The following is a 21,911-nucleotide window of genomic DNA, read 5'->3' as shown; positions in this document are numbered from 1 at the left end:
TTTGATGTCTAGGAAAAACTTCTGCTCCAAATAGATACTATAACTAATAAAATAGTTATAAATGTAGCAACAAAATCTCTATTATGTAACTTTAATATTTTCATTCTAGTTCTTCCTTCTCCACCTTTATAACACCTTGCTTCCATAGCCATCGCAAGTTCATCAGCACGTCTAAATGAACTTATAAATAGCGGCACTAATAGTGGTACTAAGTTTTTAGCTCTACTAACCAAGTTTCCTGATTCAAAATCAGCTCCTCTTGCCATTTGAGCCTTCATTATCTTATCGGTTTCATCCATAAGAGTTGGAATGAATCTAAGAGCTATAGTCATCATCATAGCTAATTCATGAGCTGGTAATCCTATCTTTTTAAATGGATTTAATAATTTCTCTAATCCATCAGTAAGTTCTATAGGCGATGTTGTTAATGTAAGTAACGATGTTCCTATAATTAAAAATACTAATCTTACTATCATAAACCCAGCCAATAATAAACCTGCTTTATATATCTTTAAAAATTTCCACTGCCAAAGTGGTGCTTCTCCAGAATTACCACCAGTCATAAATATATTCAACAAAGCCGTTATAATCAGTAATATGAATACAGGTTTTAAACCTTTATATATATATTTAAAGGGAACTTTTGAAATAATAATTATTGCAACTGTAAACGCTACAACAAAAATATACCCTTTAAAATTATTTATTAAAAATAGGTTTATTATATATATTATTGACAATAATATCTTAACTCTAGGATCCAATTTATGAATGAAAGATTCTCCGGGAACATATTGCCCTATAGTAATATCTTTAATCATGTTTATTAGCTCCTCTTATTAGTTTTAAAATTTCATTTTTAGCTTCCTCTATAGTAAATATATCTTCAGGTATATTAAATTCTTTACTTTTTAATGCTCTTACTAGATAAGTCACTTGTGGAACTGCAAGTCCGACACTTTCTAATATATCTACTTCATTGAACACTTCTTTTATAGTACCATCTAATATGCATCTTCCTTTATCCATAACTAAAACTCTTTCTGCTATTTTAGCTACGTCTTCCATACTATGTGATACCAATATTATTGTCATATTGTATTCTTCTTTAAGTTGTTTTACTTTTTCTAAAATATCTTCTCTACCTTTAGGATCTAATCCCGCAGCTGGTTCATCTAATATTAATACTTTTGGTTCCATTGCTACAACCCCAGCTATTGCAACTCTTCTTTTTTGTCCACCACTTAAATCAAATGGCGACTTATCTTTGTATACATCATAGTCTAGTCCAACTATGTTCATAGCTTTTTTTACTCTTTTGGACACTTGTTCATCATTTAATCCTAAGTTTTTCGGACCAAACGCAATATCCTTTTCAATAGTTTCTTCAAACAGTTGATATTCTGGATATTGAAATACAAGTCCTACTTTTTTTCTTATTTCACTTAATTTAACCTTTTCAGATGTTATATCCACACCATCTATAATGATATTGCCACTAGATGCTTTTAATAATCCATTTATATGTTGAATTAATGTAGACTTTCCTGAACCCGTATGTCCTATAAGTGCAACAAATTCACCATCTTCAATTGATATATTTACATTATCTAGAGCTTTTCTCTCAAATGGTGATCCTGGCATATATATATGTGTTAAATTTTTTATTTCAATTGACATAATGCATTCACCATCTCATCTATAGTTAATATATCTGAAGCTATATTTACTCCACTATTTTGGAGTTCATATGCAAGTTCTGTCATCTGTGGAACATCAAGCCCTATGTTTTTCATTAGCGGAACATTACTAAAAATTTCTCTTGGAGTTCCCTCCATTACAATTTTACCTTTATCCATAACCACTATTCTATCAGCTTCTACAGCTTCCTCCATGTAATGTGTTATAAGTATAATTGTAATACCATAACGTTCATTAAGTTCTTTTATAGTATTAACAACTTCCTTTCTTCCTGAAGGGTCTAGCATAGCTGTAGGTTCATCAAAAATAATACATTCTGGTCTCATTGCCAATATTCCAGCTATAGCAATTCTTTGCTTTTGTCCACCTGATAATAAGTGTGGTGCATATCTTCTATATTCATACATATTTACTCTTTTTAAGGCTTCATCAACTCTACTTCTTATTTCATCTGGTGCTATTCCTAAGTTCTCTGGTCCAAAAGCAACATCTTCTTCTACAATAGTAGCTACAAGTTGATTATCTGGATTTTGAAATACCATTCCTGCGTTATTTCTTATTTTCCATATGTTGCTTTCATCTTTAGTATCCATTCCCGATACGTATACTGTTCCCTCACTTGGAAGCAAAAGTGCATTCATGTGTTTTGATAAAGTTGATTTTCCTGATCCATTGTGCCCTAATACAACTAAAAATTCACCTTTTTTTATATCAAGGTTAACGTTGTCAACGGCAACTTTAGATTCTTCTTCAGCTTTTTCATATTTATATACAACGTTTTTACATTCAATCATGTTTTCATTCATAAGAGATAGATGCTCCTTTTAAACTTATTAAAGGATATAGTAAAACGGGGACTAAGCCATATGCCTTAATCCCCTTTTACAGCATTATACTAACTCAAGTATAACTACTTCTGCTCCGTCGCCTCTTCTTGGTCCCATTTTGTACATTCTTGTATATCCACCATTTCTATCTGCATACTTTGGAGCGATTTCTGCAAATAAATGATCAACTACTTCCTTTTCAGTTACATATGCTAACACTTGTCTTCTAGCGTGAAGATCCCCTCTTTTTGCAAGAGTAATCATTTTTTCAGCCATGTTTCTAGCTTCTTTTGCTCTAGTTATAGTAGTTTCTACTTTACCATTTTTTAAGAAACTAGTTACTAAATTTCTTAGCATAGCTCTTCTATGATCAGTTGGAAGTCCCAACTTACGTTGTTGTGCCATGTTTCATCCTCCTTTACTCATCGGATTTCTTTAAGCCTAATCCTAAAGCAGCAAGTTTTTCTTGTACTTCTTCAAGGGATTTTTTACCTAAATTTCTAACCTTCATCATATCATCTATAGTTCTTTCAGTTAGCTCTTGTACAGTGTTTATACCTGCTCTCTTTAAGCAGTTATAACTTCTTACTGATAAGTCTAACTCTTCTATAGTCATTTCAAGAACTTTTTCTTTCTTATCTTCTTCTTTTTCTACCATTATTTCTACGTTGTCAGCATGGTCTGTAAGAGTCATGAATAACTTAAAATGCTCTATAAGAATTTTCGCTGAAAGACTTATAGCTTCTTCTGGTTGTATAGTTCCATTAGTCCAAACTTCTATACTTAACTTATCATAATCAGTGATTTGACCAACTCTAGTATTTTCTACTGTGAAGTTAACTCTCTTTACTGGTGTATAAATTGAGTCAACAGGTATAGTACCTATTGGTAAATCTTCCTTCTTATTTTTATTTTGAGTAACGTATCCTCTTCCATTATCTACATTAATCTCCATGTAAAGTTTTCCGTCATCATCTAATGTAGCTATATGCATATCTTTATTCATTATTTCTACATTACCATCAGAAATAATATCAGCAGCAGTTACTTCTCCAGGTCCTTGTGCATCTATGTATATAGTGCTAGGTCCTTCGCCATTCATTTTTAGCGCTAATCCTTTAATGTTAAGGATTAGTTCAGTAACGTCTTCTTTAACTCCTGTTACAGTTGAAAATTCATGAAGAACGCCATCTATTTTGATAGAATTTGCAGCTCCTCCAGGTAAAGATGATAATAAAATTCTTCTAAGTGAGTTACCTAAAGTTATTCCATATCCTCTTTCTAAAGGTTCTATAACAAACTTACCATAAGTACCGTCTTCCGATGCTTCAACACATTCTATTTTGGGTTTTTCTATTTCTAACATACGAACCCTCCTTCAATGAATTATACCATACTGAGGGCAACTGATTCCAATCTAATTACCAATCTTATTTACTATATAACTCAACGATTAATGTTTCGTTTACTGGAACATCAATGTCAGCTCTAGTTGGCTCAGCAATAACTTTTCCTTCAAAGTTTTCTATATTTCCTTCTAACCAAGCTGGTAATGTCTTTGGATTTTCAGCAAAAGTCTTAAACTTCTCAGTACCTCTGCTTTTTTCACGAACAGATATTACATCTCCAGCGCTTACTTGGTAAGAGATTATATCAACTTTCTTACCATTTACTAAGAAATGTCCGTGTGTAACTAATTGTCTAGCTTCTGCTCTAGAACTTCCAAATCCTAATTTATATACTACGTTATCTAATCTCATTTCAAGAAGTTTTAATAAGTTTTCACCTGTAATACCTCTCATTGTTTCAGCTTTTTCGTAGTATTTTCTGAATTGAGCTTCAAGAATTCCATAGATTCTTCTAGCTTTTTGTTTTTCTCTTAATTGAACACCATAGTTAGAAAGTTTCTTTCTACCTTGTCCGTGTTGTCCTGGTGCATAGCTTCTTCTAGCGAATGCACATTTATCTGTATAACATCTATCTCCTTTTAGAAATAGTTTCATACCTTCTCTTCTACATAATCTACATGTAGCTCCAATGTATCTAGCCATTCAAGTAACACCTCCTGTTTCTATATACTAAACTCTTCTTCTCTTTGGTGGTCTACAACCATTGTGTGGTATTGGAGTAACATCCTTTATTAAAGTAATTTCAAGTCCTGCAGCTTGTAGTGATCTTATAGCAGCTTCTCTACCAGCTCCTGGTCCTTTTACATATACTTCGATGCTCTTTAAACCGTGTTCCATTGCCGCTGTAGCTGCTGTTTCAGCTGCCATTTGAGCTGCGAATGGAGTACTTTTTCTTGATCCTTTAAAGCCTAAAGCTCCCGCACTTGACCAAGATAAAGCATTACCAACTGCATCAGTTATTGTAACTATTGAGTTGTTAAAGGTTGATTTTATATGTGCACAACCGTGCTCTATATTCTTTCTTTCCTTTTTTCTTCTAGTTTTTCTAGTATTAGCTTTTGCCACTTGTCATCCCTCCTTACTATTTGTTTTTCTTACCACTAATAGCTCTTTTTGGGCCTTTTCTAGTTCTAGCATTTGTCTTAGTTTTTTGACCTCTTACAGGAAGACCTCTTCTATGTCTGATTCCTCTGTAACATCCAATTTCAACTAATCTCTTTATATCAAGAGCTATAGTTCTTCTTAAATCTCCTTCGATAACGAAGTTTTTACCGATATAATCTCTTATTGTGTTTACTTCTTCTTCACTTAAATCCTTAACTCTAGTGTCTGGATTAACTCCTGTTTCTTTAAGAATCTCACGAGATCTGTTTATTCCAATCCCGTAGATGTAAGTTAGACCCACTTCAACTCTTTTTTCCTTTGGTAGGTCAATACCAGCTATTCTAGCCATTGACTTTACACCTCCTAATTTTCAACTTTCATCCTAATTTATGTTAGCAGCCGCATATAAACTTTTTTAAGTTTTAATTTATATCATACTTATACATGATATTGCAATTTAATTGATTTATCAACTATTTTTAATAACTTTTTTACGTTTATATATTAACCTTGTTTTTGTTTATGTTTAGGATTTTCACATATAACCATTACTTTACCTTTTCTTCTTATTACTTTGCATTTTTCACAAATAGGTTTTACTGATGGTCTTACTTTCATTCCTAACCCTCCTTGCTATTTAGCTCTCCAAGTTATTCTACCTCTTGATAGATCGTATGGAGAAAGCTCAACTGTAACTTTATCACCTGGTAAAATTCTAATGAAGTTCATTCTTAATTTACCAGATACGTGACCTAATATTGTCTGACCGCTTTCTAGCTGAATTTGAAACATAGCATTAGGCAAAGCTTCTAAAACTGTACCTTGCATTTCTATTACATCATCTTTTGACATAAGGTACTTAACCCTCCTTAATAGCGTCCCTATTTTTCAAAAATCTTCTTACTTTTATATTACTAATACTATTATTAGAAATTATCATATCTCTTGCATCTTCCATTACCTCATCATTAACTTCTAAATGCTTTATTTTCTTCTTTTTAGGTTTTTCTACTGTTCTCAAGTCTCCATCTACAATATTAACATAATCATCATTTATTACATCAAATATTATAAAGAATCTTCCTTGATCTCTTCCAGCTTTCGAGTATGCAATTCTTCCTATAAGTTCGTTATATTCCACCTTGTCACCTCAATTAACCTAAAGTTAATATTTCAGGCCCGTTATTTAATATGGCCACAGTATTTTCATAATGAGCTGATAATTTTCTATCTCTAGTAACTACTGTCCAATCATTTGATAAAACTTCCACATATAATTCTCCAACGTTAATCATTGGTTCAATTGCTAAAACCATGCCTTCTACTAATTTGGGACCTCTGCCAGGTCTACCGAAATTAGGCACTTCAGGTTCTTCATGCATTGCCGTTCCAATACCATGCCCTACATAATCTCTTACTACTGAGTATCCATGAGATTCAGCATGTTTTTGGATTGCAGCAGATATATCTGTTAGCTTATTACCAACTATAGCATTTTCAACTCCCTTAAAGAAACTATCTCTAGTAACTTTAATTAAGTCTTCAGCTTCTTTTGATATATTGCCTACAGCAAAAGTTCTCGCTGCATCCCCATGATATCCATTTAATATAGCTCCACAATCAATGCTTATTATATCACCTTCATGTAATACTCTATCTCCTGGTATACCATGAACAACTTCTTCATTTACAGAAGTACATACTGAAGCAGGAAAACCATAATATCCTTTAAATGATGGAATAGCGTTACATTTTCTTATGTATTCTTCTGCTATTCTATCCAAATCTTTAGTTGTTATTCCCGGCTTTATAGATTCCTCTAAAAGAGCCAAAGTATCCCCAACTATTTTTCCAGCGTGTCTCATATACTCAATTTCTTTAGAGTTTTTAATAGTTATCATCTATTTATCGCCTTCTATGTGATTAGAAATGGTTTCAAAAACCTGATCAATTGATTGTGTACCATCAACCACAAATAATTGATCCTTAGATGAATAAAAATCTACTAATGGTTGAGTTTGTCTATCATACACTTCTATTCTTTCTTTTACAGTTTCCTCAGTATCATCTTTTCTTTGAATGACTTCTTTTTTGCAAACATCACATAGTCCTTCAATTTTAGGAGGGTTGAATTTTATATGATAACTTGCACCACATGATGGGCAAACTCTTCTTCCTGTCATTCTTTCAAGTATAAAAGAACTTGGAACATCTATAAGCAATGCAGTATCTAAACTTTGATTGTTTTCTGTTAAGAATTTTTCTAAAGCTTCTGCTTGCTTTACTGTTCTAGGAAATCCATCTAATAAAAAGCCTTTTTTACAATCTTCATGTGTTAGTCTATCATTAACTAAATCTATAGTTAGTTCATCTGGAACTAATTGTCCTTTATCCATATACTCTTTAGCTTTTACTCCTAAAGGTGTCTTTTCTGATATATTCTTTCTGAATATATCCCCTGTAGATATATGAGGAATAGAGTATTTCTCACTTATTAATTTTGCTTGTGTGCCCTTACCTGCTCCAGGAGGTCCTAACAAAATCATTCTCATACATATCAACTCCCAATTATATACTATTTATTTTAAGAATCCTTTGTAGTGTCTCATTACTAATTGAGATTCTAATACTCTCATGAAGTCAAGAGCAACTCCAACTTCTATCAGTAATGCTGTACCTCCTAAGGATATTCCTTTGAATGCTCCAACTGATTCAAAGATCATAGGAACTAATGCTATAAATGTAGCAAATATTCCTCCAAGTATTGATACTCTCACTAATACTTTTTCTATAAATCTTGCTGTTGCTTCACCAGGTCTTACTCCTGGGATAAATCCAGCAGATTTATGTATATTTTCTGCCATTTCATCTGGTTTAAAAGTAACTTCAGTATAAAACCAAGTAAAAAATATAACTAATATTGCAGTAATAATAGCATATGGCCATGAGTTCATTCTAAATACACTGTACTTACTTGCAGTAACAAATTTATAGAATGCAGATTGTGGCCAAAAGCTTCCAATAGTTGCTGGAAATTGCATTACCGACATAGCAAAAATTATAGCTATGATAGCAGATGAATTCATGTTTATAGGTATATGTGTTGATTGACCTTTTAACATTCTTCCGCCAGAATTCTTAGCTGCATATTGAATAGGTATTCTTCTTTCAGCTAATGTAGCTATAACAACACCAGTAAACATCAATAACACAAACACTATTAGGAAAATTACTTGAACTATACTAACTGTTTGATTTTGTTGCAAACTGTTAATTTTCAATACTTTTTCTGGCAATCTTGAAATTATATTAACAAATATTATTAATGAGATACCATTGCCTATACCTTTTACAGTTATTTGGTCTCCTAACCACATCAAAAATGTTGATGCAGTAGTTAGTGTAAGAACCATCAAAAATATATCAAACTTTCCTATATTAGTAGCGGCTCCATAGTTTCTTATTAATGCATAAGTTCCAAATGATTGAAGTGCTCCTAAAAGAATTGCTGCATATCTTGTATATTTTTGAATCTTCTTTCTACCTTCTTCTCCTTCTTTAGATAATTGTTCTAATGAAGGGATAGCAATCGTTAATAATTGAAATATTATTGATGAGTTGATATAAGGGATAACCCCCATAGCAAAAATACTAAAGTTACTTAATGCACCACCTGACATTAAATCATAAAAACTAAACAACGTCCCCGCTTTTGTCATGTTAGCTAGTGCTCCGGTATCAATTCCAGGAACAGGAATATGATTTCCCATCCTGATAATTGCTACCATAAATAATGTAAATAAAATTCTTTTTCTTAATTCGGGAACTTTCCAAGCGTTACGTAAGGTTGACATGTTATATCACCTCTGCTTTTCCCCCTATGGATTCTATCTTTTCTACAGCACCCTTAGTAAATTTAGTTGCTTTGATAGTTAACTTCTTTTCTAAAGTGCCGTTTCCTAGTATTTTAACTCCATCTTTAACTTTACTGATTACACCATTTGCTTTTAATACTTCTGGTGTAACTTCAGTTCCGTCTTCGAAGATATTTAATCTGCTTACGTTCACTTCTACATATTCTTTAGCGAATATATTAGTGAAACCTCTCTTAGGTAATCTTCTGTATAAAGGCATTTGACCACCTTCAAATCCTGGTCTAACACCACCGCCTGATCTAGCGTTTTGTCCTTTATGACCTTTTCCTGCAGTTTTACCTAATCCAGAACCGTTTCCTCTACCAACTCTTTTAGGAGCTTTCTTTGAACCTTCAGCAGGTCTTAATTCATGAAGTTTCATTTAGTACACCTCCTCTTAACTATATTTCCTGACTATATTTCTTCAACATTTAAAAGATAACTTACTTTGTTAATCATACCTCTAATTTGAGGAGTATCTTCGTGCATAACACTCTTGCCTATTTTCTTTAATCCAAGAGCATTAACTGTAGCAATATGGTCTTTCTTTCTACCTATGATACTCTTTGTTAGTGTCACCTTAAGCTTAGCCAAGGTTGATCCCCTCCTAACCTAAAATCTCTTCTACAGATTTGCCTCTTAATTTAGCAATCTGTTCAGCAGTTCTTAATCTTGATAATCCATTAATTGTTGCACCGACCATGTTTTTAGGGTTGTTAGAACCTAATGATTTAGCTCTAACATCCTTTAATCCTGCTAATTCCAATACGGCTCTAACAGGACCACCAGCGATAACTCCAGTACCTTCTGTAGCTGGCATTATTAAGACTCTTCCTCTTCCAAATTCTCCTTGGATTGCATGTGGAACTGTAGTATCAACCATTGCTACTTCAACTAAGTGTTTCTTAGCATCTTCAATACCTTTTCTTATAGCTTCAGGTATTTCAACAGCTTTACCCATTCCTACGCCAACGTGTCCGTTCTCATCTCCTACTACAACAAGAGCACTAAATCTAAAGTTTCTACCACCTTTAACAACCTTAGCAACTCTGTTTATAAATACAACTTTTTCTTTAAGATTTAGCGTGCTAGGATCTATTCTCATTATTTTCCCTCCTTTTTTAGAATTTCAAACCTGCTTCTCTAGCTGCATCTGCAAGTTCTTTTACTCTTCCATGATATACATATCCGCCTCTATCGAAAACAACTTCTTCTATGCCTTTTTCTAAAGCTCTTTTAGCTACCATAGTACCTACTGCTTTAGCAGCTTCTTTGTTGCTTCCAACTTTTTCTGCGAACTCTTTATCTAAAGTTGATGCAGAAACTAAAGTTATTCTTGCAACGTCATCAATAATTTGAGCGTATATGTTCTTTTCACTTCTGTAAACCGCTAATCTTGGTCTAGCAGCTGTTCCAGAAATCTTGTTACGCACTCTTAAGTGACGTTTAACTCTAGCTTTCTGTCTGTTTTCCTTATTGAACATGAGATTCACTCCTTTCTGCTGTTAATTCTGTTATTTACCTGTTTTACCTTCTTTACGTCTTATAACTTCTCCAGCGTACTTAATTCCTTTTCCTTTGTATGGTTCAGGTTTTCTCCATACTCTTATATTAGCTGCAACTGATCCAACTAATTCTTTGTCAATTCCGCTAACAACAACTTTTGTTGGTTCTGGAACTTTATATTCTACGCCTTTAACAGCCTTTATTTCAACTGGATGTGAATATCCAAGATTTAATGTTAAATCTTTTCCTTTTAATTGAGCTCTATATCCAACACCAACTAATTCTAGTGTTTTTTCATATCCTTGTGTTACACCAACAACCATATTGTTGATTAACGCTCTAGTTAATCCGTGTAATGCTTTATGTTGAACATTTTCACTTGGTCTTGTAACAACTATATTGTTTTCTTCTACAGCTATGTTCATATCTTCGTGCATAGCCTTAGTTAATTCTCCTTTTGGTCCTTTTACAGTAACAACGTTCTCTGGTGTTACTGTAACATTAACTCCATTAGGTATTTCTATTGGAAGTCTTCCTACTCTTGACATAATTGCACCTCCCATTCACGTTAAATTAAATTACCAAACGTAACAAATAACTTCTCCACCTAGACCTAATTTTCTAGCTTCTCTATCTGTAACAATTCCCTTTGAAGTTGAAATTATAGCAACTCCTAGTCCGTTTAATACTTTTGGAATGTTATCTTTCTTACAATAAACTCTTAAACCTGGTTTAGATATTCTCTTAAGACCAGTTATTATTCTTTCTTTTCCATTATATTTTAAAGACAATCTAATCATTGGGACTGCTCCATCAGCATATTCCTCTATATCCTTAACATATCCTTCTTGAACTAATATATTGGCTATAGATTTTTTTACATTTGAAGATGGAACTTCAACAACTTCATGTCTAACTATGTTTGCATTTCTTATACGAGTTAGCATATCTGCAATAGGATCTGTCATAACCATTTAGTATGCCTCCTTTCTAATCTCTATGTTTTTACCAACTAGCTTTTTTACATCCAGGGATTTGTCCTCTGTATGCTAATTCTCTAAAGCAAATACGGCATATTCCATATTTCTTTAAAACAGAATGAGGTCTTCCGCATATTCTACATCTTGTATAAGCTCTAGTAGAATATTTAGGAGTCTTTTTCCATTTTTCTATCATCGCCTTACGTGCCATGTTTTCCCCTCCTTATTATTGAGCAAACGGCATTCCAAGATATCTAAGCAATTCTCTTGCTTCTTCGTCAGTCTTTGCAGTAGTAACAAATATTATATCCATACCTCTTACTTTATCTATTTTGTCATATTCGATTTCTGGGAATATGATTTGTTCTTTAATTCCTAAAGCATAGTTTCCTCTACCGTCAAAAGACTTAGCTGAAACTCCTCTAAAGTCTCTAACTCTTGGTAACGCGATATTCATTAATTTATCTGCAAATTCAAACATCATGTCTTTTCTTAGTGTAACTTTACAACCAATAGGCATGTTTTGTCTGATTTTAAAGTTAGCTACAGATTTCTTTGCTCTTGTTATTACTGGTTTTTGTCCTGTAATTTGTTGTAGGTCAGCAATTGCTGATTCTAAAACTTTAGAGTTATCTTTAGCTTCTCCAACACCCATGTTCACAACTATTTTCTCTAGTTTTGGAACTTGCATTATATTTTTATATCCGAACTTCTCCATAAGAGCCGGTATTACTTCTTTATTGTATTTTTCCTGTAGTCTACTCATCAGTGAACCCTCCTTTCAAAGTCTATAGTATTTCTCCGCACTTTTTGCAAACTCTTACTTTTGTACCATCTTCTAAAAGTTTCTTGCTAATTCTTGTTGCAGAATTACAGTTTGTGCAGTATAGCATAACTTTTGAACTATTCATTGGCGCTTCTTTTTTAACAATTCCGCCTTGCATATTTTCTCTATTAGGTTTCACGTGCTTAGTAACAACATTTGCATCCTTAACTAATACTTTACTAGTTTTTGGATAAACAGCTAATACTTCGCTTACTTTACCTTTATCTTTACCTGAAATAACAACAACTTTATCTGTTCTTCTTACATGAACTTTAGCCATCACAGCCACCTCCCTTTTATAGAACTTCAGGTGCTAATGATAATATTTTGTTGAACTCTTTATCTTTTTCTCTTAACTCTCTTGCTATAGGTCCAAAAATACGAGTTCCTCTTGGTTGTTTGTCGTCTTTGATGACAACAGCAGCATTTTCATCAAACTTTATGTATGATCCGTCTGCTCTACGTACTCCTCTTTTAGTTCTAACTATAACGGCCTTAACTACTTCACCTTTTTTAACAACACCGCCTGGTGTTGCACTTTTAACGCTAGCAACTATTACGTCTCCAATGTTTCCAAACTTTCTCTTGGAACCGCCTAAAACTCTTATGCACATAATTTCTTTTGCTCCAGTGTTATCTGCAACTTTTAAGCGAGTTTGTGGCTGTATCATATAAATGCCCTCCTTTCAATCATTGAACTATTTAGCTTTCTCAACGATTTGTACTAATCTCCATCTCTTATCTTTAGATAATGGTCTAGTTTCCATTATTAATACTCTATCATTAATTCTAGCTTCATTATTTTCATCATGAACCTTGAACTTTTTACTTCTGTTGATTGTCTTACCATATAATGGGTGACGAACTTTTCCTTCAACTGCAACTACAATAGTCTTTTCCATTTTATCAGAAACAACTCTGCCTATTCTAGTCTTTCTATTACTTCTTTCCACAGGATTACCTCCTTTCAGTATACTACTGTTCAATCACTTTTAACTCTTTTTCTCTAAGTATTGTCTTAACTTGAGCTATTGACTTCTTTACCTGTCTAATTCTCATTGGGTTTTCTAGTTGACCAGTTGCTAATTGAAATCTTAAATTAAATAACTCAGCTTTTAAATCATTTAATTTAGCTGACAATTCTTGAGCAGTATTTACTCTCAACTCTTGTAATTCATTAGCCCTCATTTACTTCACCACCCGTTTGTTCGAAATCTTTTCTTGTTACGAATTTAGTCTTCATAGGAAGCTTATGTGAAGCAAGTCTCATAGCTTCTCTAGCAACATTTTCTGGTACACCAGATAATTCAAATAAAACTCTACCAGGTTTAACAACAGCAACCCAATATTCTGGTGAACCTTTACCAGAACCCATACGAGTTTCAGCAGGTTTTTCAGTTACTGGTTTATCTGGGAATACTTTGATCCAAAGTTTTCCACCTCTTTTTATATATCTATTTATAGCTATTCTGGCTGCTTCTATTTGGTTGCTTGTTAACCATCCGCATTCAGTTGCTTGTATAGCATAGTCACCATAAGCAATGAAGTTTCCTCTTGTTGCTTTACCCTTCATTCTGCCACGTTGAACTTTACGATGTTTTACCTTCTTTGGCATCAACATACCTAATTCCTCCTTCCCTATTGGCTAATTTCTTCTGTTCTTACTTTCTTTGTAGGAAGAACTTCCCCTTTATATAACCAAACTTTAACACCTATTTTTCCGTAAGTTGTATCTGCTTCTGCAAATCCATAATCAATGTCAGCTCTTAATGTTTGTAGTGGAATAGTTCCTTCATGATATTGTTCTGTTCTAGCTATTTCAGCTCCGCCAAGTCTTCCTGAACAAGCAGTCTTAACACCTTTTGCTCCGCTTCTCATAGCTCTTTGAATAGTTTGTTTCATTGCTCTTCTGAAAGATATTCTCTTTTCAAGTTGTTGAGCAACATTTTCTGCCATTAATTGTGCATCAGTTTCTGGTCTTTTAACCTCAACTATGTTTATTATTACATTCTTTTCTTTGATCATCTTAAGTATTTCAGACTTTAATTCTTCAATACCTTTTCCGCCTTTTCCTATAATCATTCCTGGTTTTCCAGTATGAATATTGATCTTAACTCTTTTTGCTGTTCTTTCTATTTCTATTTTAGCAATACCAGCTGAGTAAGATCTTTTCTTAACAAATTTTCTAATTTTATCATCTTCTATTAGATTATCAGCAAAATTTTGACTGTTTGCATACCATTTTGCATCCCAATCCTTTATAACTCCGACTCTGAGGCCATGTGGATGTACTTTTTGTCCCACTCTATTTCCCTCCTTCTATGCTCTTTCTTTAACTACTAGTGTAACGTGACTAGTTCTTTTCATTATTGAATATGCTCTACCTTGTGCACGTGGTTTAAATCTCTTTAATGTTGGCCCTTGGTTTGCATATGCTTCTGCAATATATAATTTATTAACATCTAAGTTGAAATTATTTTCTGCATTAGCTACAGCTGATTTTAAAACTTTTAAAACTACAGTAGCCGCATCCTTTGGAGTATATTTTAATATAGCAAAAGCTTCGCTTACATTTTTACCTCTAACTAAGTCAAGAACAACTCTAACTTTTCTTGGAGACATTCTTACATATTTTGCTATAGCTCTAGCTTCCATTTTAGTTCCTCCTTCCCCTTACTATTTTACACGTGTTCCTTTTTCAGTTTTATCTACGTGTCCTTTAAATGTTCTTGTCAAAACAAATTCTCCTAATTTATGTCCTACCATATCTTCGCTTATATAAACTGGAACATGTTTTCTACCGTCATGAACAGCTATAGTATGACCTAACATTTGAGGGAATATTGTTGAACTTCTTGACCAAGTTTTTATAACTTTCTTTTCACCCTTTTCGTTCATTTCCTCTATTTTCTTTATTAAAGATTCTGCAACGAAAGGTCCTTTTTTAAGTGATCTACTCAAGTGAACGTCCTCCCTTCATAAATTATAAAATGTAGGAAGAGAATAAATATTCTCTTCTTATAATTTATTTAATTATTTTTGTCCTCTTCTCTTGATGATCATGCCATCAGAGTATTTCTTATTCTTTCTAGTCTTATATCCAAGAGCTGGTTTACCCCAAGGAGTAAGTGGACTTGGATGACCAATTGGAGATTTACCTTCTCCACCACCGTGAGGGTGATCGTTAGGGTTCATAACAGAACCTCTTACAGTTGGTCTGAAACCTAAGTGTCTCTTTCTTCCTGCTTTACCTATGTTTATAATGTCGTTAGTTACATTAGAAACAGTTCCTATAGCAGCTCTACATTCAATTCTTACATATCTCATTTCACCACTTGGAAGTCTTAATATAGCATATTTTCCTTCCTTGGCCATAAGTTGTGCAGAAGAACCTGCAGCTCTTACTAATTGAGCACCTTTTCCAGCTTGTAATTCTACATTGTGAATTACTGTACCTACTGGTATATTCTTTAATGGAAGTGCGTTTCCTACTTTAATATCTGCATCTACTCCAGACATTACAACGTCTCCCACTTTTAATCCTACTGGTGCAATTATATATCTCTTTTCACCATCAGCATATACTACAAGCGCAATGTATGCTGTTCTGTTTGGATCATATTCTATAGATGCTACCTTTGCTGGTATACCATCTTTAGTTCTTTTAAAATCGATTATTCTGTATTTTCTCTTAGCTCCACCACCACGGTGACGTACAGTTATTTTACCTTGAGAGTTTCTTCCTGCTTTCTTATTTAAAGAAACAAGAAGTGATTTTTCAGGCTTATCAGTTGTGATCTCTTCAAAAGTAGCAACTGTCATTTGTCTTAGTGAAGGTGTTATGGGTCTAAACTTCTTAACTGCCATTTAAATTCCCTCCTTCTGTAGCTTATCTGGCATTCCACCAATAAATGCTTTATCTAAAAATTACATTCCTTCAAAGAATTCAATAGTTTTGCTATCTTCTGTTAGCTTAACCATTGCTTTTTTGTAGTCAGATCTCTTTCCAACGTGAACTCCAACTCTTTTAACTTTTCCGTCAAATCTTGCAGTTCTAACTTCTTCAACTTTTACACCGAACACTTTTTCAACTGCTTTTTTGATTTGAGTTTTGTCAGCACGTATATCTACTATAAAGGTGTATTGTCTATCTGCCATAGCAGCCATGCTTTTTTCAGTTATTACAGGTCTTCTTATTAAATCGTAACTGTTTAACATTATGCATACACCTCCTCAATCTTAGATACTGCTTCTTTTGTTATGATAAATTTATCGTGTTTTAATATATCATAAACGTTTATATTGTTTACTGGTACTACAGTTGCACCTTCTATATTTCTTACTGATTTATAGATAACTTCGTTACTTTCTGGTACTACGATTAATGGTTTTTTACCTTCGAAAGCATTAATCATTTTAACCATTTCCTTAGTTTTTGGTGCATCTAATTCTAAACTTTCAAGAACTACTAATTCATTTTCATTAACTTTGCTAGTTAACGCTGATTTCATAGCAACTCTTCTCATTGATTTTGGAATAGACATTTTATAGTCTCTTGGCTTTGGAGCGAAAACTACACCACCGTGTATCCATTGTGGAGCTCTAATAGAACCTTGTCTTGCTCTACCAGTTCCTTTTTGTCTCCAAGGTTTTTTTCCACCTCCAGAAACCTCAGCTCTTGTTTTAGCTGATTGATTTCCTTGTCTTTTATTTGCAAGTTGTGCAACTACAACTTGATGTAAAACATCTTCATTAACTTCTACTGCGAATACAGTTTCAGCTAATTGTAAATCTCCAACTTTTTGACCTTCTATATTATATAAATCTACTGTAGGCATTCTTTATCCTCCTTTCTCAAAGACATTAAGCTTTTACTGTATCTTTAATTACAACGTAGCCCTTATTTGGTCCTGGTATTCCACCTTTTATTAAAAGAACGTTTTTGTCAGCCATTACTTTAACAACTTCTATGTTTAAGATAGTTGATTTTTTGTTTCCCATGTGTCCTGGCATTTTTTTGTTCTTAAATGTTCTTGATGGATCAGATGCTGCTCCCATTGATCCAACAGCTCTGTGGTATTTAGAACCGTGAGCCATAGGTCCTCTGTGGAAGTTCCATCTTTTAATTGTTCCTTGGAATCCCTTACCTTTTGAAACTCCAGTTACATCAACTTTATCTCCTGCTGCAAAAACGTCAGCTTTTATTTCAGTTCCAACTTCATATTCATCAATATTTTCTAATCTAAATTCTCTAACTATTCTCTTTAAAGATACACCAGCTTTTGCAAAGTGTCCTTTCTTAGGTTTGTTAGCTAATTTTTCTCTAATATCTTCAAATCCTACTTGTATTGCATTATATCCATCTTTTTCTTCAGTTTTCTTTTGAAGAACAGCACATGGACCTGCTTCTACAACTGTAACTGGGATAACTTTTCCATTTTCATCGAAAATTTGAGTCATTCCAATTTTTCTTCCTATTATAGCTTTTTTCATTTCCCTTGCACCTCCTAGAATATTAGCGGATCGTATTCCAATCATAATACCTATTTTTCAACTTATTAAAGTTTTATTTCGATATCAACACCTGCTGGTAAGTCTAATCTCATTAAAGCATCAACAGTCTTTGGTGATGGACTTAATATATCGATTAATCTCTTATGTGTTCTTATTTCAAATTGTTCTCTAGAATCTTTATATTTATGTGTAGCTCTTAGTATTGTAACTACATCTTTTTCAGTAGGTAGTGGTACTGGACCAGCTACTTTAGCTCCTGTATTTTTTGCAGTTTCAACAATTTTTTCAGCTGATTGATCTAATATGTTATGATCAAAAGCTTTTAATCTAATTCTTATTTTTTGATTTGCCATTAAATTTCCCTCCTTTTCGTTGCTCAATAATTCAAAATGTAACATCAGTGTTATGTAAACTGCTCCAGGTGTTGCATATTACATTCAAACTCACCTCAAAGCCATAGCACCGTCGCCTGATTCAAGATCAAAGCATGCTCAGCTAAGAATAACCTGGAAACCTCCAGCAACCTCTTGCTTCATCGCCTTTTCCGTGTCACAACTATTATATTGTATAATATTTTTTTTGTTTTGACAAGTATTTTTTATTTATTATAAAAATTTATTTTATTATATGAATTTTTACAAATAAAAGGAGAAGGGCGTCCCCCTCTCCTTTTATTCAAAGGCCTTTTTTCTCATATTTGCAAATAATTTAATTCATTTTATAAAATTTTTATATATAATCTTTTTAATTAAATAATTATAAATTATTCAACTATGCTAGTAACAACTCCTGAACCTACTGTTCTTCCACCTTCTCTGATAGCGAATCTTAGGTTGTTTTCCATTGCTACTGGTGTGATTAATTCTACGTTCATGTCTATATGGTCTCCTGGCATTACCATTTCTACTCCTTCTGGTAAAGCGATTGATCCTGTTACGTCTGTTGTTCTGAAGTAGAATTGTGGTCTGTATCCGTTAAAGAATGGAGTGTGTCTTCCACCTTCTTCTTTCTTTAATACGTAAACTTGACCTACGAATTTTTTGTGAGGTGTTACTGAACCTGGTTTTGCTAGTACTTGACCTCTTTCGATTTCGTCTCTTTGTACTCCTCTTAATAATGCTCCGATGTTATCTCCAGCCATTGCTTCATCTAACATCTTTCTGAACATTTCTACTCCTGTGATTGTTGTCTTTCCGATTTCTTCTTTCATTCCTACGATTTGTACTTCATCTCCTACGTGTAGTACTCCTCTTTCAACTCTTCCTGTTGCAACTGTTCCTCTTCCTGTAATTGTAAATACATCTTCTACAGGCATTAAGAATGGTTGATCTGTTGCTCTTTCTGGAGTTGGGATATATTCATCTACAGCTTTCATTAAGTCTAGGATGCATTGGTCATCCCCTTCTTCGATTGCTTTTAATGCTGATCCTACTACTACTGGACATTCGTCTCCGTCAAATCCGTATTCGCTTAATAATTCTCTTACTTCCATTTCTACTAATTCTAGTAATTCTGGATCATCTACTTGGTCTGCTTTGTTTAAGAATACTACTATGTGGTTAACTCCTACTCTTGATGCTAATAGGATGTGTTCTCTTGTTTGTGGCATTGGACCATCTGCTGCTGATACAACTAAGATAGCTCCGTCCATTTGTGCTGCTCCTGTGATCATGTTCTTTACATAGTCTGCGTGTCCTGGGCAGTCAACGTGTGCATAGTGTCTGTTTTCTGTTTCATATTCTACGTGTGATGTATTGATTGTGATTCCTCTTTCTTTTTCTTCTGGTGCTTTATCAATATCTTCGTAGTTTTGTACTTCTGCTCCACCTGCTTTTGCAAGTGTCATTGTGATTGCTGCTGTTGTTGTTGTTTTACCGTGGTCTACGTGACCTATTGTTCCTATATTTACGTGTGGCTTATTTCTTTCAAACTTTTGTCTTGCCATTTTTTATTCCTCCTGTTCACCTTTAAATTCAATTATATTATATTTAAATTTAAATTAAATCTTATTATTTATTTTCTCCTACAACTTTTTCAGCTATACTCTTTGGTACTTCTTCATAGTTAGCAAATTCCATGCTGTATGTTCCTCTACCTTGAGTTCTAGATCTTAATACAGTTGCATATCCAAACATTTCTGAAAGTGGTACAAATGCTGCTATGACTTGTGCTCCACCTCTTGGGTTCATTCCTTCGATTCTACCTCTTCTAGAGTTAACGTCACCCATTACATCTCCCATGTATTCTTCAGGTACAACTATTTCTACCTTCATTACAGGTTCAAGTAATACTGGTGTAGCTTTTGCCATACCATTTTTGAACGCCATAGAACCAGCAACTTTGAATGCCATTTCAGATGAGTCAACATCATGGTATGATCCGTCATAACATTTAACTTTGAAGTTTATAACCGGATATCCACCTAAGATACCACTTTGAGCAGCTTCTTGAATTCCGTTATCTACAGCTGGAATATATTCTCTTGGAATAGCTCCTCCAACGATAGCATTTTCGAATTCATATTCTCCTTCGTGTGGTATTAATTCTATCCAACAATGTCCGTATTGTCCACGTCCACCTGACTGTCTTACAAACTTACCTTCAGCTTTAACAGCATTCTTGATAGTTTCTTTGTAAGCAACTTGTGGAGCACCTACGTTACATTCTACTTTGAATTCTCTTTGTAATCTATCAACTATGATTTCAAGATGAAGTTCACCCATACCAGCGATAATTACTTGGCCTGTTTCTTGGTCAGTATAAGTTTTGAATGTTGGATCTTCTTCAGCAAGTTTAGCTAGAGCTATACCCATTTTTTCTTGAGCTGCTTTTGTTTTTGGCTCAATTGCTACAGATATAACTGGTTCTGGGAATTCCATGCTTTCAAGGATAACTGGTGCATTTTCATCACATAAAGTATCTCCAGTTGTAGTATTCTTTAATCCTATAACTGCACCTAATTCTCCAGCATATAATTCTTCAACTTCTTCTCTGTGGTTAGCATGCATTTTAACAAGTCTTCCGATTCTTTCTTTCTTGTTCTTGTTACTGTTTAATACGTAACTTCCGCTATGCATTACCCCTGAGTAAATTCTTACGAAAGCTAATTTACCAACGAATGGGTCAGTAGCAATCTTAAATGCTAATGCTCCTAAAGGTTCATCATCTGATGCGTGTCTTTCAACTTCGTTACCATCTTCGTCAACACCTTTAATTGAAGGTATATCTAATGGTGATGGTAGGTAAGCAAGAACAGCATCTAATAGATGTTGGATACCTTTGTTTTTGTAAGCAGTACCGCAAAGAACTGGAACTATTTCATTAGCGATTGTAGCTTTTCTTAAAGCTGTATGTATTTCTTCTTCAGAAATTTCTTCACCTTCAAGATACTTCATCATTAATTCTTCATCAGTTTCAACTATTGCTTCAATCATAGCTGATCTATATTCTTCTGCTTTATCTTTTAAGTCTTCTGGGATTTCTACTTCATCATAGTTAACTCCTAGTTCCTTATCAAATATAACAGCTTTCATTTTTATAAGATCAACATGTCCTGCGTAGTCATCTTCTTTTCCTATAGGAATTTGTATTGGCACTGCATTTGCACGTAATCTATCTCTTACTGTTTGAACTGACATATAGAAATCAGCACCTAATATATCCATTTTGTTTACGAATATCATTCTAGGTACTTGATACTTATCTGCCTGTCTCCATACTGTTTCAGTTTGTGGTTCAACTCCACCTTTTGCATCAAGAATAGTTATAGCACTATCTAATACTCTTAAAGATCTTTCAACCTCAACAGTAAAATCTACGTGTCCTGGTGTGTCGATTATGTTTATTTGGTGATCTTTCCAAAAACAAGTAGTTGCAGCAGAAGTAATTGTTATACCTCTTTCTTGTTCTTGAACCATCCAGTCCATTGTAGCTGCACCTTCGTGAGTTTCTCCTATTTTATGAGTTTTACCAGTGTAAAATAATATACGCTCAGTTGATGTAGTTTTACCTGCATCGATATGCGCCATTATTCCAATGTTACGAAATTTATTTAACGGATATTGTCTAGCCATTCATTTTCCTCCTCTCAACGAGTTAATATATATAAGCAATCTTTAATATTACAATTG

General features: G+C 33.7%; 37 protein-coding genes. All 37 read right to left on the bottom strand.

Annotation, left to right across the window (positions count from 1 at the left end):
* Positions 1–8 precede the first annotated feature (8 nt).
* The gene (locus tag NT01CX_RS01405; RefSeq protein WP_011721239.1) at positions 9–821 is read right to left on the bottom strand and encodes an energy-coupling factor transporter transmembrane component T family protein; all 813 of its coding nucleotides are present in this window, start codon (positions 819–821) and stop codon (positions 9–11) included.
* Complete coding sequence (locus NT01CX_RS01400; RefSeq protein WP_011721238.1) at positions 814–1,680, bottom strand: energy-coupling factor transporter ATPase; 867 nt, start codon at positions 1,678–1,680, stop codon at positions 814–816. Before NT01CX_RS01400 ends, NT01CX_RS01405 begins: the two co-directional genes overlap by 8 nt.
* On the bottom strand, positions 1,665–2,507 hold the full coding sequence (locus NT01CX_RS01395) for an energy-coupling factor transporter ATPase (RefSeq protein WP_011721237.1): 843 nt from the start codon (positions 2,505–2,507) through the stop codon (positions 1,665–1,667). Before NT01CX_RS01395 ends, NT01CX_RS01400 begins: the two co-directional genes overlap by 16 nt.
* An 84-nt stretch (positions 2,508–2,591) precedes the next feature.
* Positions 2,592–2,933 (bottom strand): 50S ribosomal protein L17, encoded by a 342-nt coding sequence (gene rplQ, locus NT01CX_RS01390; RefSeq protein WP_003367772.1) that lies wholly within the window; start codon positions 2,931–2,933, stop codon positions 2,592–2,594.
* Between the two features lie 13 nt (positions 2,934–2,946).
* Positions 2,947–3,894 (bottom strand): DNA-directed RNA polymerase subunit alpha, encoded by a 948-nt coding sequence (locus NT01CX_RS01385; RefSeq protein ID WP_003367785.1) that lies wholly within the window; start codon positions 3,892–3,894, stop codon positions 2,947–2,949.
* 64 nt (positions 3,895–3,958) lie between these two features.
* Positions 3,959–4,579: a 30S ribosomal protein S4 gene (gene rpsD / locus NT01CX_RS01380; RefSeq protein WP_011721236.1), complete on the bottom strand. Its 621-nt coding sequence runs from the start codon at positions 4,577–4,579 to the stop codon at positions 3,959–3,961.
* A 27-nt stretch (positions 4,580–4,606) separates the two neighbouring features.
* Positions 4,607–5,002, bottom strand: coding sequence for a 30S ribosomal protein S11 (gene rpsK / locus NT01CX_RS01375; protein WP_011721235.1), 396 nt, complete (start codon positions 5,000–5,002; stop codon positions 4,607–4,609).
* 16 nt (positions 5,003–5,018) lie between these two features.
* Positions 5,019–5,390 (bottom strand): 30S ribosomal protein S13, encoded by a 372-nt coding sequence (gene rpsM, locus NT01CX_RS01370; protein ID WP_011721234.1) that lies wholly within the window; start codon positions 5,388–5,390, stop codon positions 5,019–5,021.
* Between the two features lie 155 nt (positions 5,391–5,545).
* Positions 5,546–5,659, bottom strand: coding sequence for a 50S ribosomal protein L36 (gene rpmJ / locus NT01CX_RS01365; protein WP_003156543.1), 114 nt, complete (start codon positions 5,657–5,659; stop codon positions 5,546–5,548).
* Positions 5,660–5,674: 15 nt separating this feature from the next.
* Positions 5,675–5,893: a translation initiation factor IF-1 gene (infA, locus tag NT01CX_RS01360; protein WP_003367774.1), complete on the bottom strand. Its 219-nt coding sequence runs from the start codon at positions 5,891–5,893 to the stop codon at positions 5,675–5,677.
* 7 nt (positions 5,894–5,900) lie between these two features.
* Complete coding sequence (locus NT01CX_RS01355; RefSeq protein ID WP_011721233.1) at positions 5,901–6,182, bottom strand: KOW domain-containing RNA-binding protein; 282 nt, start codon at positions 6,180–6,182, stop codon at positions 5,901–5,903.
* Positions 6,183–6,195: 13 nt separating this feature from the next.
* Entirely contained in the window at positions 6,196–6,942 is a 747-nt protein-coding gene (map, locus tag NT01CX_RS01350) for a type I methionyl aminopeptidase (RefSeq protein ID WP_011721232.1), read from the bottom strand.
* Entirely contained in the window at positions 6,943–7,593 is a 651-nt protein-coding gene (locus NT01CX_RS01345; protein WP_011721231.1) for an adenylate kinase, read from the bottom strand.
* A 27-nt stretch (positions 7,594–7,620) separates the two neighbouring features.
* Entirely contained in the window at positions 7,621–8,895 is a 1,275-nt protein-coding gene (gene secY / locus NT01CX_RS01340; RefSeq protein ID WP_011721230.1) for a preprotein translocase subunit SecY, read from the bottom strand.
* Position 8,896: 1 nt separating this feature from the next.
* Positions 8,897–9,337 carry a 50S ribosomal protein L15 gene (rplO, locus tag NT01CX_RS01335; RefSeq protein WP_011721229.1) on the bottom strand — a complete coding sequence of 147 codons (441 nt, stop codon included), beginning with the start codon at positions 9,335–9,337 and terminating at the stop codon, positions 8,897–8,899.
* A gap of 32 nt (positions 9,338–9,369) precedes the next feature.
* Complete coding sequence (gene rpmD / locus NT01CX_RS01330; RefSeq protein WP_011721228.1) at positions 9,370–9,549, bottom strand: 50S ribosomal protein L30; 180 nt, start codon at positions 9,547–9,549, stop codon at positions 9,370–9,372.
* Positions 9,550–9,562: 13 nt separating this feature from the next.
* On the bottom strand, positions 9,563–10,060 hold the full coding sequence (gene rpsE, locus NT01CX_RS01325) for a 30S ribosomal protein S5 (protein WP_011721227.1): 498 nt from the start codon (positions 10,058–10,060) through the stop codon (positions 9,563–9,565).
* A gap of 16 nt (positions 10,061–10,076) precedes the next feature.
* Entirely contained in the window at positions 10,077–10,439 is a 363-nt protein-coding gene (gene rplR, locus NT01CX_RS01320; protein ID WP_011721226.1) for a 50S ribosomal protein L18, read from the bottom strand.
* A gap of 30 nt (positions 10,440–10,469) precedes the next feature.
* A complete protein-coding gene (rplF, locus tag NT01CX_RS01315) occupies positions 10,470–11,009 on the bottom strand; it encodes a 50S ribosomal protein L6 (protein ID WP_011721225.1) in 540 nt (179 codons plus the stop codon).
* A 30-nt stretch (positions 11,010–11,039) separates the two neighbouring features.
* Positions 11,040–11,435, bottom strand: a complete 396-nt coding sequence (rpsH, locus tag NT01CX_RS01310; protein ID WP_011721224.1) for a 30S ribosomal protein S8 — start codon at positions 11,433–11,435, stop codon at positions 11,040–11,042.
* 31 nt (positions 11,436–11,466) lie between these two features.
* On the bottom strand, positions 11,467–11,652 hold the full coding sequence (locus NT01CX_RS01305) for a type Z 30S ribosomal protein S14 (RefSeq protein ID WP_003375310.1): 186 nt from the start codon (positions 11,650–11,652) through the stop codon (positions 11,467–11,469).
* Positions 11,653–11,667: 15 nt separating this feature from the next.
* Positions 11,668–12,207, bottom strand: a complete 540-nt coding sequence (gene rplE, locus NT01CX_RS01300; RefSeq protein ID WP_011721223.1) for a 50S ribosomal protein L5 — start codon at positions 12,205–12,207, stop codon at positions 11,668–11,670.
* A gap of 22 nt (positions 12,208–12,229) precedes the next feature.
* Positions 12,230–12,547, bottom strand: coding sequence for a 50S ribosomal protein L24 (gene rplX / locus NT01CX_RS01295; protein WP_003367871.1), 318 nt, complete (start codon positions 12,545–12,547; stop codon positions 12,230–12,232).
* Between the two features lie 16 nt (positions 12,548–12,563).
* The gene (rplN, locus tag NT01CX_RS01290) at positions 12,564–12,938 is read right to left on the bottom strand and encodes a 50S ribosomal protein L14 (protein WP_003367798.1); all 375 of its coding nucleotides are present in this window, start codon (positions 12,936–12,938) and stop codon (positions 12,564–12,566) included.
* Between the two features lie 27 nt (positions 12,939–12,965).
* Positions 12,966–13,220, bottom strand: coding sequence for a 30S ribosomal protein S17 (rpsQ, locus tag NT01CX_RS01285; protein ID WP_003367863.1), 255 nt, complete (start codon positions 13,218–13,220; stop codon positions 12,966–12,968).
* A 22-nt stretch (positions 13,221–13,242) separates the two neighbouring features.
* Positions 13,243–13,455: a 50S ribosomal protein L29 gene (gene rpmC, locus NT01CX_RS01280; protein ID WP_003367823.1), complete on the bottom strand. Its 213-nt coding sequence runs from the start codon at positions 13,453–13,455 to the stop codon at positions 13,243–13,245.
* Positions 13,445–13,888, bottom strand: a complete 444-nt coding sequence (gene rplP / locus NT01CX_RS01275) for a 50S ribosomal protein L16 (RefSeq protein WP_011721222.1) — start codon at positions 13,886–13,888, stop codon at positions 13,445–13,447. Before rplP ends, rpmC begins: the two co-directional genes overlap by 11 nt.
* A 17-nt stretch (positions 13,889–13,905) precedes the next feature.
* Positions 13,906–14,571 (bottom strand): 30S ribosomal protein S3, encoded by a 666-nt coding sequence (rpsC, locus tag NT01CX_RS01270; RefSeq protein WP_011721221.1) that lies wholly within the window; start codon positions 14,569–14,571, stop codon positions 13,906–13,908.
* Positions 14,572–14,586: 15 nt separating this feature from the next.
* The gene (gene rplV / locus NT01CX_RS01265) at positions 14,587–14,922 is read right to left on the bottom strand and encodes a 50S ribosomal protein L22 (protein WP_011721220.1); all 336 of its coding nucleotides are present in this window, start codon (positions 14,920–14,922) and stop codon (positions 14,587–14,589) included.
* Between the two features lie 21 nt (positions 14,923–14,943).
* Positions 14,944–15,228: a 30S ribosomal protein S19 gene (gene rpsS / locus NT01CX_RS01260; RefSeq protein ID WP_011721219.1), complete on the bottom strand. Its 285-nt coding sequence runs from the start codon at positions 15,226–15,228 to the stop codon at positions 14,944–14,946.
* A gap of 72 nt (positions 15,229–15,300) precedes the next feature.
* Positions 15,301–16,134: a 50S ribosomal protein L2 gene (gene rplB / locus NT01CX_RS01255; RefSeq protein ID WP_011721218.1), complete on the bottom strand. Its 834-nt coding sequence runs from the start codon at positions 16,132–16,134 to the stop codon at positions 15,301–15,303.
* 60 nt (positions 16,135–16,194) lie between these two features.
* Positions 16,195–16,488, bottom strand: coding sequence for a 50S ribosomal protein L23 (rplW, locus tag NT01CX_RS01250; RefSeq protein WP_141639427.1), 294 nt, complete (start codon positions 16,486–16,488; stop codon positions 16,195–16,197).
* Entirely contained in the window at positions 16,485–17,105 is a 621-nt protein-coding gene (rplD, locus tag NT01CX_RS01245) for a 50S ribosomal protein L4 (protein ID WP_011721216.1), read from the bottom strand. The genes rplW and rplD overlap by 4 nt, the downstream gene beginning before the upstream one ends.
* A gap of 25 nt (positions 17,106–17,130) precedes the next feature.
* Positions 17,131–17,760 (bottom strand): 50S ribosomal protein L3, encoded by a 630-nt coding sequence (gene rplC, locus NT01CX_RS01240; RefSeq protein ID WP_011721215.1) that lies wholly within the window; start codon positions 17,758–17,760, stop codon positions 17,131–17,133.
* 65 nt (positions 17,761–17,825) lie between these two features.
* Positions 17,826–18,134, bottom strand: a complete 309-nt coding sequence (rpsJ, locus tag NT01CX_RS01235; RefSeq protein ID WP_003367878.1) for a 30S ribosomal protein S10 — start codon at positions 18,132–18,134, stop codon at positions 17,826–17,828.
* A gap of 410 nt (positions 18,135–18,544) precedes the next feature.
* Positions 18,545–19,726: an elongation factor Tu gene (gene tuf / locus NT01CX_RS01230; protein WP_011721203.1), complete on the bottom strand. Its 1,182-nt coding sequence runs from the start codon at positions 19,724–19,726 to the stop codon at positions 18,545–18,547.
* 64 nt (positions 19,727–19,790) lie between these two features.
* The gene (gene fusA / locus NT01CX_RS01225) at positions 19,791–21,854 is read right to left on the bottom strand and encodes an elongation factor G (protein WP_011721214.1); all 2,064 of its coding nucleotides are present in this window, start codon (positions 21,852–21,854) and stop codon (positions 19,791–19,793) included.
* Positions 21,855–21,911 lie beyond the last annotated feature (57 nt).

This window comes from Clostridium novyi NT (assembly GCF_000014125.1).
Classification (GTDB): domain Bacteria; phylum Bacillota; class Clostridia; order Clostridiales; family Clostridiaceae; genus Clostridium_H; species Clostridium_H novyi.
Note: the sequence above shows the minus strand (reverse complement) of the source record. Positions and strands in the feature narration are given on the sequence as shown.